This is a genomic window from Rhodococcus sp. A14 (assembly GCF_011603105.1).
Classification (GTDB): domain Bacteria; phylum Actinomycetota; class Actinomycetes; order Mycobacteriales; family Mycobacteriaceae; genus Rhodococcus_F; species Rhodococcus_F opacus.
Window position 1 is genome coordinate 20,475 of record NZ_JAAOQS010000104.1, and the last position, 10,806, is coordinate 31,280.

General features: G+C 67.9%; 11 protein-coding genes. 3 read left to right on the plus strand and 8 right to left on the minus strand.

The genetic code is table 11. From position 1 onward, the window contains the following. Positions 1 to 3 precede the first annotated feature (3 nt). From G9373_RS36010 to G9373_RS36040, 7 genes are all read right to left on the minus strand, one after another. Positions 4 to 624, minus strand: a complete 621-nt coding sequence (locus G9373_RS36010; protein WP_005259761.1) for a TetR family transcriptional regulator — start codon at positions 622 to 624, stop codon at positions 4 to 6. Positions 625 to 708: 84 nt separating this feature from the next. Beyond that, a complete protein-coding gene (locus tag G9373_RS36015) occupies positions 709 to 2,217 on the minus strand; it encodes an amino acid permease (RefSeq protein WP_005259762.1) in 1,509 nt (502 codons plus the stop codon). A 28-nt stretch (positions 2,218 to 2,245) separates the two neighbouring features. Continuing rightward, positions 2,246 to 3,172 carry a cation diffusion facilitator family transporter gene (locus G9373_RS36020; protein ID WP_005568158.1) on the minus strand — a complete coding sequence of 309 codons (927 nt, stop codon included), beginning with the start codon at positions 3,170 to 3,172 and terminating at the stop codon, positions 2,246 to 2,248. A gap of 78 nt (positions 3,173 to 3,250) precedes the next feature. Next, positions 3,251 to 4,483 carry a mannose-6-phosphate isomerase, class I gene (manA, locus tag G9373_RS36025; protein WP_005568160.1) on the minus strand — a complete coding sequence of 411 codons (1,233 nt, stop codon included), beginning with the start codon at positions 4,481 to 4,483 and terminating at the stop codon, positions 3,251 to 3,253. Next, positions 4,483 to 5,562 carry a hypothetical protein gene (locus tag G9373_RS36030; RefSeq protein ID WP_005568162.1) on the minus strand — a complete coding sequence of 360 codons (1,080 nt, stop codon included), beginning with the start codon at positions 5,560 to 5,562 and terminating at the stop codon, positions 4,483 to 4,485. Before G9373_RS36030 ends, manA begins: the two co-directional genes overlap by 1 nt. Positions 5,563 to 5,639: 77 nt before the next feature. Next, positions 5,640 to 7,007, minus strand: coding sequence for a phosphomannomutase/phosphoglucomutase (locus tag G9373_RS36035; RefSeq protein WP_043790472.1), 1,368 nt, complete (start codon positions 7,005 to 7,007; stop codon positions 5,640 to 5,642). A 103-nt stretch (positions 7,008 to 7,110) separates the two neighbouring features. Then, positions 7,111 to 7,506, minus strand: coding sequence for a DUF3499 domain-containing protein (locus G9373_RS36040; protein WP_005259770.1), 396 nt, complete (start codon positions 7,504 to 7,506; stop codon positions 7,111 to 7,113). A gap of 80 nt (positions 7,507 to 7,586) precedes the next feature. On the opposite strand from G9373_RS36040, the gene G9373_RS36045 reads away from it, so the two are divergent. Then, positions 7,587 to 8,078, plus strand: coding sequence for a metallopeptidase family protein (locus G9373_RS36045; protein ID WP_029539455.1), 492 nt, complete (start codon positions 7,587 to 7,589; stop codon positions 8,076 to 8,078). 1 nt (position 8,079) lies between these two features. Here G9373_RS36045 and G9373_RS36050 read toward each other — a convergent pair whose 3' ends face one another. After that, positions 8,080 to 8,340, minus strand: coding sequence for a WhiB family transcriptional regulator (locus G9373_RS36050; RefSeq protein ID WP_166680705.1), 261 nt, complete (start codon positions 8,338 to 8,340; stop codon positions 8,080 to 8,082). A 467-nt stretch (positions 8,341 to 8,807) separates the two neighbouring features. Here G9373_RS36050 and cofD point away from each other — a divergent pair, with 467 nt between their 5' ends. Together cofD and G9373_RS36060 are read left to right on the plus strand one after the other, a co-directional pair. Continuing rightward, on the plus strand, positions 8,808 to 9,797 hold the full coding sequence (cofD, locus tag G9373_RS47015; RefSeq protein ID WP_005264987.1) for a 2-phospho-L-lactate transferase: 990 nt from the start codon (positions 8,808 to 8,810) through the stop codon (positions 9,795 to 9,797). Then, positions 9,794 to 10,806, plus strand: a 1,013-nt coding sequence (locus G9373_RS36060; RefSeq protein WP_167119724.1) for a coenzyme F420-0:L-glutamate ligase, incomplete at its 3' end; no start/stop codon positions are given. The genes cofD and G9373_RS36060, both read left to right, overlap by 4 nt.

Genomic DNA, 10,806 nt, shown 5'->3' on the forward strand with positions numbered 1-10,806 from the left:
CGGTCACTCCCGATCGGCCCCGCCGACCGCTTCGTCCACGAAAGGCCCCAGAAGAGCACCCAGATCCTCGGCGACGTTGGCCTCGGATTCGGGTGGCATCGAGATGTAACTCATAGCGAGGCGCACGATGGCGCGGCTGAGAATGCCCGCGTCCGACGGATTCGCCCGCACCCAGCCCCGCTGGAAGACGTCGGCGAGCCGCGTCGACGCCCGCTCGATGATCGGCGCGCTCTCGGTCGTGATCAGACGCAGCAGGTCGGGTTTGGTCTCGCCGCGCAGAAGTGACTGCACGAGCGGGTCGGACAGGCTGGCCGCGAAGAACGCGGTGAATCCGGAAAGCAGCGCGGCGCGGCCTTCCCCGACGTTCGCCGCCAGCGCCTCGTCGACGGCGTCGACCAGTTCGTCGGCCAGCCGGAGGGCGTACGCCTCCGCCAGCCCCTGCCGGGACTTGAACTCGTTGTAGAGCGTCTGCCTGCTCACGCCGGCGCCGGCCGCGACATCGGACATCGTGATGTCCGACCAGTCCTTCTCGAACAGGAGATCCCGCATCGCATCGAGCACCGACTGACGCAGCAGCAACCGCGCAGCCTCCTGATAGGGCACCCGGACACGCGACGAAGTCATGGCGAAGACATTAGTGCCCGCCGCTTCCGGGGCACTCGCCCGGTACTGCCGCTCCGACCCCCGGCCGTCGAATCCCGTTGCGTGTCAGACCTCGCCGCGACTCCGTCTCTCCATCATCGAATGGCGGCGGCTGTAGGCGAAGTAGATGATCACGCCGAGCGCCATCCACACGATGAACCGGATCCACGTCTCGACCGACAGATTCACCATCAGCCACAGGCAGGCGAGGACGGCGAGGACAGGCACCCACGGGACCAGTGGGACACGGAATCCGCGGGGCAGGTCCGGTCGCGTCCGGCGCAGCACGATCACGCCGACCGACACGAGGACGAACGCGAACAGCGTTCCGATGTTGACCATTTCCTCGAGGGTGCCGATCGGGAAGATGCCCGCGAGCACGGCCACCACGACACCGACGAGCACGGTGATCCGAACGGGTGTGCCGTGCTTGCCGGTCGGCGCCAGGCGCCTCGGCATCAGTCCGTCCCGGGACATGGCGAACAGAACCCGGGTCTGCCCGAGCATCAGCACCATCACCACGGTGGTGAGACCGGCGAGCGCACCGAACGAGATCAGGTTCTTCGCCCACGTGATCCCGTGGATGCCGAACGCCGTGGCCAGATTGGAACTGTCCCCGGCCAATTCGTGGTAGTCGACCATGCCGGTGAGCACCAGCGTCACCGCCACGTACAGGATCGTCACGATCAGCAGCGATCCCAGAATTCCGCGGGGCAACGCCTTCTGCGGATCCTTCGTCTCCTCGGCGGTGGTGGCGACGATGTCGAAACCGATGAACGCGAAGAACACCAGGCTCGCCGCCGCCAGCAGGCCGTACCAGCCGAACGTGCTGCCGCCGGCACCCGTGACGTAGGAGAACAGGGACTGGTGGATGCCCTCGCCCGTGCTGCCCGCCTCGGACGGGGGAATGTACGGGGAGTAGTTGTCGGTGTCGATGTAGAACGCGCCGACCACCACCACGACGAGCACCACGGCCACCTTGATCGAGGTGATTACGAGTGAGACCCGCGACGACAGCTTGGTGCCCGTCGCCAGCACGACGGTGATGATCGCGACGATGAGTACCGCACCCCAGTCGAACGTGACCGAGCCGAGCTGCGCCACCGGTGTGTGGTTGCCGATCACCTCACCGAGATAGAGCGACCAGCCCTTCGCCACGACCGACGCGGCGAGCGCGAATTCGAGGATGAGGTCCCAGCCGATGATCCACGCGATCAGTTCACCGAACGTCGCGTACGAGAACGTGTACGCGCTGCCCGCGACCGGAACGGTCGAGGCGAACTCGGCGTAGCAGAGCGCGGCGAGCCCGCACGCGATGGCGGCGATCACGAACGCCGCCGACACGGACGGACCGGCGACGTTGCCTGCGGTGCGCGCGGTGAGCGTGAAGATGCCGGCGCCGATGACGACGGCGACACCGAAGACGGTCAGGTCCCACGCCGTCAGATCCTTGCGGAGCTTGGTTTCCGGTTCGTCCGTGTCTCGGATCGACTGCTCGATCGACTTGGTGCGGAACAATCCGGTCGGCCTGCCGCTCAGGTGCGGTTCTCCGCTGCCTTTGTCCTGGATGGCCACATCAGCCTCCTCAATCGAAAGTTGCCGTTCAGCCTATGCCTTCGGTTGCCCGGAACAGATCGGGTTCGATGTAGATGCGGCGAGCCGCGGGGACTGCGCCGCGCACTCGCGCCTCGGCCTCGTCGATGGCTTCGGCGACGGCGCTGATGTCCGATCCGGCGGCCACGGCCACTTTCGCGGCCACGAGGATTTCCTCGGGTCCGAGGTACTGCGTCTTGCAGTGGATGACGCGCTCGATCTTCTCACCGTCGACGAGGGCGGCGAGAATCCGCGCCTCCTCGTCTGCGGTGGCTCCCTCACCGATCAGCAGGCTCTGCATCTCGACGATGAGGATGATCGCGATGATTCCCAGCAGGGCGCCGATGCAGAGGGTGCCGACACCGTCCCACACCGGATCGCCGGTGAGCATCGTCAGTCCGACACCACCGAGAGCGAGGACCAGACCGACCAGTGCGCCGGTGTCCTCGAGCAGCACGACGGGAAGCTCCGGGCTGCGCGACGTGCGAATGAATCCCCACCAGCTCGCCTTCCCCTTGAGGGGACGCGACTCCCGCACGGCGGTGAGGAAGCTGAACGTCTCGAGCCCGATGGCGATCACCAGGATGACCACCGCCACGAGGGGCGACGTGAGTTCCTCGGGGTGCTGGATCTTGTGGATGCCCTCGTAGATCGCGAACAGCGAACCGAGGCTGAACAACACGAGCGCGACGACGAACGAGTAGAAGTAGCGGCTACGCCCGTAACCGAACTGGTGCAGATCGTCGGCGGCGCGTTCGGCCTTCTTCTGGCCGAGCAGGAGCAGGCCCTGGTTGGAGGTGTCGGCCACCGAGTGCACGGATTCCGCCAGCATGGACGACGAGCCGGTGATCAGGAAGCCGGCGAACTTGGCTACCGCGATACCGGCATTGGCGCCGAGCGCGGCGAGAATCGCCTTCTTTCCCCCATGAGCCGACAACTGACTTCTCCTCTCGGTCGCACACGACCCTCACGACGGGCCGCGGAGCCCTTCTCGGATCGCAGGGCGGGTCACAGGCTACGCGATCGGCGGGCCGACCCTCGCACTGAACAACTGGGCAGACTCGGTGCCCGCGGTCACCACGACTTCGGGGTCCTCGGCCGCGATCCAGACGGCGTTGCCCTGGGACAGGTCGAGGGCAACGGTTCCGCACCGCAACTCCACCGAACCCGAGGTGCACAGCAGAATGTGCGGCCCCTCCGAGTCGAGCCGGTGCTCCGTGGGGCCGTCCGGCGACAGATCGATCCGCGCGAGGACGAATTCCGGCGCCGGTGTGGAGTACACGAATTCGCCACGGCCCGGGCGTTCTTCCGCTTCCAGTATCGGAATGTCGACGGTGTCGAAGTCGAGGACGCGCAGCAACTCCGGAACGTCCACGTGCTTGGGCGTGAGTCCCCCGCGCAGCACGTTGTCGGAGTTGGCCATGATCTCGACGGCCATCCCGTGCAGGTAGGCGTGGAGGTTGCCCGCGTCGAGGTACAGGCCCTGCCCTGGTTCGAGGGTGACCCGGTTCAGGAGGAGCGCGGCCAGCACCCCCGCATCCCCCGGGTACACCTCACTCAATTCGAGGGCGGTGCGGATCTCCGCCGCGAACTCACCGTCCTTGGTGTTCGACAGATAGGCGACGCATCCGTCGAGCACTCTCGGCATCAGCGCGCCGAGCACCGGCTGCGGCAACGTGATCCATGTGGTGAACAACGCGCGGAGACCGTCCGAGTCGGGTTGCCCGGCGATCAGGCCGGCGTAGGGCTGCAGCTCCGGAACCGCGATCGCCTCGAGCAGTTTGACCGTCCGCTGAGGGTCCCGGAAACCGGCGAGCGCGTGGAACCGGCTGAGGGCCACGACGAGTTCGGGTTTGTGGCTGGCGTCCTTGTAGTTGCGCACCGAGGATTCGAGGGGTATTCCCGCCTCGTTCTCCCGGGCGAACCCCTCCCACGCCTGCTCGGCGCTCGGATGGGCCTGCAACGACAGTGGTTCCTCCGACGCGAGCAACTTCAGCAGGAACGGGAGACGTTCTCCGAACGTCTCCACACTCCGCTTGCCGAGCTGGCGTTCGGGTTCCGAGTGCACCAGGTCCAGAAGGGACCGGGGCCCCTCCTCGGTGAGGACGCGGGCGGGATCACCCGGGTGCGCGCCCAACCACAGTTCCGCCTCCGGATGCGCCGTGGGAACCGGAAGTCCACGCAGCTGTGCGATGGCTGTGCGCGATCCCCACGCGTAGGACCGGAGCGCACCTTCGAGTCGGTGCACTAGATACCGCCGATCAATTGGAGGTACGCGGCAGTCATGTCGAGCCTGCCGACGAGAACCGCCGCCTGTTCCAGCTCGGGACGCTGCGACGGAACCTGACCCTCGTCCGAGGACGCGAGGACGAGATCGACGTCGCCCAGGGCGGCGATCCTGCGTTCGACGAGCATCCGATCGGCGTCTGCCGACAGCACGAACGTGCGCACCGGGCTCGCCGACGGTGGACCGTCCAACTCGGGATCGTGGAATATCGAGTCGTGCGCCGAGAGCGCCTGGTCGACACGGAACGTGCCCGCCGCGCTCAGAACGTCCGGAAGCTCCGACGCGGTCACCACCCGGCCCGCGTGCAGCAGCGCCTCGGCGCCGTGCCGGGCCAGTTCCACCGTGCTCTCCGTATCGCCCGTGAGCACGATTCGGCGTCCCTGCATGCGGGAGGCCAACGATTTCGCGGGATTGTGGAACACCTCGCTGTTCGGCCTGTCGCGCAGCGCCTCACCGTCGACGGCGTCGGCGATCTGCTCGAGGTCGGGAACCTCGTCACCCCAGCGTTCCGAACCGACCACCCGGAGGACGGCCAGCAGAACGGCGAAGTACCGCAGCAGACCGTGCCGGGTGAGTGCCCGGACCCGCGGCGCGAACATGACGACGCGTCCGGCCGCCGCGGCCTGCAAGGGTCCCTCGTCCGGTGCCGCCACCACCACTTCGGCGCCGCGGCGCACCGCCGCATCGATGGCCTGCACGAGTCGTGGGTCGCCTGCGTCGTCGCCGGCCACCACGACCACGTCGAGCGGGCCCACCCACACGGGGGTCCGGGTGGCGCGCACCAGCGGGAAACCGATCCGTTCGGCGAGGACCGCCGTCAGGATCGCCGCGCCGCGACTGGCACGCCCCGCACCGGTCACCACCACCACGCTGCGCGGACGCAGCCCCTGCAGTCGTTCGAGAGCCCCCTCCTCGACCGCGGACCGGGTCGCCCGGATCTGGGCACCCCCCATGGCGGCGGATCGCAACACACCCTCGGTGTCCGCCGCAACCAGTGCGTCCCCGTCGTCCAGATCGACCAGGGGCGTCGGCGCTGTCATGACACCGCACCCCCTTTCTTCATCGGTGCAAGCCACATTCGCAGCACGAGCAGAACCTGTACTTCCAACTATGGCAGTCAGGCTCGGACGATGCCCAGTATCTCGGTAACGAGTGCATCTACCTCGGCCGCCGTCGCCGCCTCCACGTTGAGTCGCAGGAGCGGTTCGGTGTTGGAGGCCCGCAAGTTGAACCACGCGCCGTCCGCCAGTGCGACCGTGACACCGTCGAGCCGATCCACGTCCGCGGTGCGCTCGGCGAACTCCGACAGCACCGCGGCGGTCCGTTCGGCGGCGTCCGCGACGGTCGAGTTGATCTCGCCCGACGCCGCGTACCGCTCGTACTTCGCCATCAGTTCGGACAGCGGACGATCCTGCTCCCCCAGTGCCGCGAGGACGTGCAGTCCGGCGAGCATGCCGGAGTCGGCGCCCCAGAAGTCGCGGAAGTAGTAGTGCGCGGAGTGCTCGCCGCCGAAGATCGCGCGCGTCTCGGCCATCTGCTGCTTGATGAACGAATGCCCCACCCGGGTGCGGACCGGGTGTCCGCCCAGCTCGGTCACCAGCTCCGGCACCGCGCGGGACGTGATGAGGTTGTGGATGACGGTCGCGCCGGGCTCCTTGGCCAGCTCCCGCTCGGCGACCAGGGCCGTGACGGCGGACGGCGACACCGGGTTGCCGAGTTCGTCGACCACGAAGCAGCGGTCGGCGTCGCCGTCGAAGGCCAGACCGATGTCGGCCCCGGTCTCACGGACGTACCGCTGCAGGTCCACGAGGTTCGCCGGGTCGAGCGGGTTCGCCTCGTGATTCGGGAACGTGCCGTCGAGTTCGAAGTACAGCGGTTCCAGCTTCACCGGCATCGGCTCGAACACGGCGGGGACGGTGTGCCCGCCCATGCCGTTGCCCGCGTCGACGGCCACCGTCAGCGGGCGGAGGTCGGAGAGGTTCACCAGTCCGCGGACGAAACTCGCGTACTGCTCGAGCACGTCCTCCTCGGACACCGTGCCGGGAGCACCGTCGAACGCGGGAACCCCGTCGACGACCTCGGCTGCAATGGTGGCGAGGCCCGTCTCCTGCCCCACCGGCTTCGCGCCTGCGCGGCACAGCTTGATGCCGTTGTATTTCGCCGGGTTGTGGCTCGCCGTGAACATCGCACCCGGGCAGTCGAACAGCCCCGAAGCGAAATACAGCTGATCGGTGGACGCGAGTCCGATGAGGACGACGTCCAGACCCTGGGCGGTGACGCCGTCGGCGAACGCGCGGGCCAGATCGGGGGAAGACGCGCGCATGTCGTAGCCGATCACGACCTTCGTGGCGCTGTCCTCGCGAACGAGTCGTGCGAATGCGCCACCCACGTCCTGCACGAACGCGGAGTCGATGTGTTCACCGACGACACCCCGCACGTCGTAAGCCTTGATCACGGCATGTACGGACTCGGCTGATCGCGCCACTTCTTGTTTCTCCTTTACGAGCACCAGTGCTGGCGCAAGCCTAATGCCTGCCCGTCGCGGACACGGCACGCCGCGGACCGCAGGCCCGGAAACAGGCTGGACGTCAGTTGGAAGGGTCGGGAAGTACCCGCAGGTGGCCGCGACGACCGGTGCGCGCCGGGCTGGGCTGGGTGCCGGTCTCCGCGCGATCCTCGGTGGACAGGGCCCGTTCGGACCGCCCGCGATCGCCGAGGCCCGCCTCCCGCACGGCCTCCGCCAGCGCGGTCAGGTCGTCCTCGTCCGGGGTGCTCGACGAGAACCCACCCTCGTACCGAACCAGTTCCCAGCCCTTGGGTGCGGTGATCCTCGACGCGTGCGTTTCGCACAGATCCCACGAGTGCGGCTCGTCGACCGTGGCAAGCGGGCCGACGACGGCGGTGGAGTCGGAGTAGACGTACGTGAGCGTCGCGACAGCGGGGTTCTTGCACCCGGGGCGGCAGCATCGACGCAGAGATCTCACAGCTAGGAAGCCTAGCCCCACGAGGGCCCGACACCTACTCGGACACACCGAGAGTGTGCGGCTGTCGTAATGTCCACACCATGTCCAGAGCACGACGCAGGCGTCCCGTGACCACCCGATCCGTCGACCGACGGGGACGGGGAATCCGCGGGTCCGTCTTCCCTCCGGACGCGCCGGCACGACGGAGCCGCGCAGAGAAGTTCGATCTGGTGGTGCTCGAGGCATTCGCGCCGATCGACGCGCGCTGGCGCGAACGCCTGACGAAGCTGGACATCGCTGTCGACGAGGTCCCGAAGATTCATGCGCTCGACCCGGATTCGGTCAACTGGCCCGCCGAGGTCGTGGCGGACGGGCCCGTGCCACTGTCCCGACTGATCCCGGCCGGCATCGACCGGCACGGATCCACGACGCGGGCGCGAGTCGTCCTGTTCCGACGACCGCTCGAACAGCGCGCCAAGGACCCGGACGACCTCACCGACCTGGTGCACGACGTGCTCGTACAGCAGGTGAGTACTTACCTCGGAGTCGAACCCGAGGTCATCGACCCGGATCTGCCGGGCGACGAAGACTGAACTAGACGATCCCCCGCTTCAGGCGCCGGCGCTCACGCTCCGACAGGCCACCCCAGATACCGAACCGCTCGTCATTGGCCAGTGCGTAGTCGAGGCACTCGTCCCGCACCTCGCAGCCCAGGCAGATGCGCTTCGCTTCCCTGGTGGAGCCTCCCTTTTCAGGGAAGAAGGCCTCCGGGTCGGTCTGCGCACAGAGCGCGCGTTCCTGCCACTGGTCCTCGATGGTCTCGAACAGTTCGTCGAAACCGGTCACCAGACTCAACGCCGGGCGGGGGCCCGTCGTCTCGACTTCCTGTGCGACGAGTTCCGGCACAGGAATTTCTTTCACACTGCCTTCTTGCACACAGACTTCTTGAACACAGACGCCGTCCGCTGCGCCTGCTTCGGAATTGGTCTGCGGTTCGTCGCTTACTGTGCTCCAGCGAGTCTCCGACTCGATCTGCTCATTGGGCATCGTTCCGCCTCCTCACCTGTGATAGCGCAGAAAATTTCGATCGATCATGTACCCCGAACCGAACACCCCTGCCACCCGTTCGAACAACCGTTCGAATTGATCCCCGCTGCAAGTGATTCCACGCCCACAACGTCGGAATGACATATTTGTGATTAGACACGCCCAGCGTGTCGCGGTCAAGCTAACCGTCGAAAGTCGATTACTATTTCGCGCTCTCGATTCGCTTCGGGGAAGCAGCTCACAGGAGGCGGTCGGCCACCGCCTAGGCTTGCACCGTGAACGTGACTGTATTGGTTGGCGGGGTGGGCGGGGCCCGGTTCCTGCAAGGTGTGCGGAGGTTGCTCGGGGCCGATGCGCCCGGTCGTGCGGGCGCCGATTCCGGCCATTCCATCACCGCTGTCGTCAATGTCGGCGACGACGTGTGGATGCACGGACTACGGATCTGCCCGGACCTGGACACCTGCATGTACACCCTCGGCGACGGCATCGACACCGAGCGTGGGTGGGGGCATGCCGGTGAAACCTGGAACGCCAAGGCCGAACTCGCCGCCTATGGTGCGAAACCGGATTGGTTCGGGCTCGGTGACCGGGACATCGCCACGCACCTGATCCGCACGCAGATGCTGCGGACGGGGTATCCGTTGTCGGCGGTGACCGAGGCGTTGTGCAACCGGTGGCAGCCGGGTGTGACGCTGCTGCCGGTGACCGACGATCGTAGTGAAACTCACGTCGTGATCACCGATCCCGAGGACGGGGAGCAGCGGGCGATCCACTTCCAGGAGTGGTGGGTGCGGTACCGCGCCCAGGTCCCGACGCACAGCTTCGCGCACATCGGCGCCGAGCAGGCCGCCCCGGCGCCGGGGGTGCTCGAGGCGATCGAGACGGCCGACATCGTGCTGCTGGCACCGTCGAATCCCGTGGTCAGTGTGGGGGCGATCCTGGCGGTGCCGGGGATCCGCGGTGCGTTGCGCACCACCGCGGCGAAGGTGGTCGGGATCTCGCCGATCGTCGGCGGAAAACCGTTGCGCGGCATGGCCGACGAATGCCTCGACGTGATCGGCGTCGACACCTCCGCGGAGGCGATCGGCCGCTGGTACGGGGCCCGGAGCGGGACCGGGATCCTCGACGGCTGGCTTGTCCACGACACCGACACCGCCGAGGTTCCCGGGGTGGAGGTGGCCCGGGTGCCGCTGATCATGTCCGACCCCGACGCCACCGCCGCGATGGTGCGGGCGGCGCTGGACGTGGCGGGGGTGGCGCTGTGAGCGACGCCACCGGTTCCGCCCGGCTCGATCACGCCCCGGGCGGTGCGCTCGAGATCCGCCCGGTGATCGGTCTGCCCGAGTTCCGGCCCGGCGACGACCTGGCGGCGGCGATCGTTGCGGCCGCGCCGTGGCTCGCCGAAGGGGACGTGCTGGTGGTCACCAGCAAGGTGTTCTCGAAGGTCGAGGGCCGGATCGTGTCCTCGCCGACCGACCCGGAGGAACGCGATGCCGCCCGGCGGCGGCTGGTCGAGCAGGAAGCGGTCCGGATCGTGGCCCGCAAGGGCCGGACCCTGATCACCGAGAACCGGCTCGGGATCGTGCAGGCCGCCTCGGGCATCGACGGCTCGAACGTGGCGGGCTCCGAACTGGCGTTGCTGCCGGAGGATCCCGATGCCAGCGCCCGCACCCTGCGCGACGCGATCGAGGTGGCGCTCGGGGTGCGGGTGGCGGTGGTGGTCACCGACACCATGGGCCGGGCGTGGCGCAACGGCCAGATCGACGCCGCGATCGGCGCGGCCGGGCTGCCGGTGTTGCACGGGTACGCCGGGTCCCGCGACAGTCAGGGCAACGAACTGGTGGTGACGGAGGTGGCGGTCGCCGACGAGATCGCCGCGGCGGGCGATCTCGTGAAGGGCAAACTCGGCGGGGTACCGGTCGCGGTCGTGCGTGGTCTGGATCTGGCCGACGACGGTTCGCGGGCACAGGATCTGATCCGGCGTGGCGCCGAGGACCTGTTCTGGCTCGGCACCGCCGAATCGGTCGAGCTGGGCCGGGCCGAGGCGTTGCTGCTGCGCCGCTCGGTCCGCCAGTTCTCGACCGACCCGGTCGATCCGGATGCGGTGCGGGCGTCGATCGCGGACGCCCTGACCGCGCCCGCACCGCACCACACCCGCCCGGTCCGGTTCGTGTGGGTCCGCACCCGCACCGTCCGAGACGCCCTGCTGACCCGGATGCGGGAGCAATGGCGCACCGACCTGACATCCGACGGGATGAGCGCGGACGCGGTGGC